This is a genomic window from Streptomyces sp. SP18BB07 (assembly GCF_036322545.1).
Lineage (GTDB): Bacteria > Actinomycetota > Actinomycetes > Streptomycetales > Streptomycetaceae > Streptomyces > Streptomyces deccanensis.
On sequence record NZ_JAQYWT010000287.1, the window covers coordinates 1 to 322 of the forward strand.

2 rRNA genes are annotated in these 322 nt (G+C 57.1%); both read left to right on the forward strand.

Annotated features, from left to right (window positions below):
- A 23S ribosomal RNA gene (locus tag PUR53_RS15975) occupies nucleotides 1-119 on the forward strand; the annotation flags it as partial.
- An 86-nt stretch (nucleotides 120-205) separates the two neighbouring features.
- Nucleotides 206-322, forward strand: a 5S ribosomal RNA gene (gene rrf / locus PUR53_RS15980).

Consider the following 322-nt stretch of genomic DNA (forward strand, 5'->3'; position numbering starts at 1 on the left):
GTATTCCCACCCACTTGATGGGGTAAGGCTCCCAGTAGACGACTGGGTTGATAGGCCAGATATGGAAGCCCAGTAATGGGTGGAGTTGACTGGTACTAATAGGCCGAGGGCTTGTCCTCAGTTGCTCGCGTCCACTGTGTTGGTTCTGAAACCACGAACAACCCCGCCCAGGTCACGGGTGGTGCGGTTGAGTGTTTCATAGTGTTTCGGTGGTCATAGCGTGAGGGAAACGCCCGGTTACATTCCGAACCCGGAAGCTAAGCCTTACAGCGCCGATGGTACTGCAGGGGGGACCCTGTGGGAGAGTAGGACGCCGCCGAAC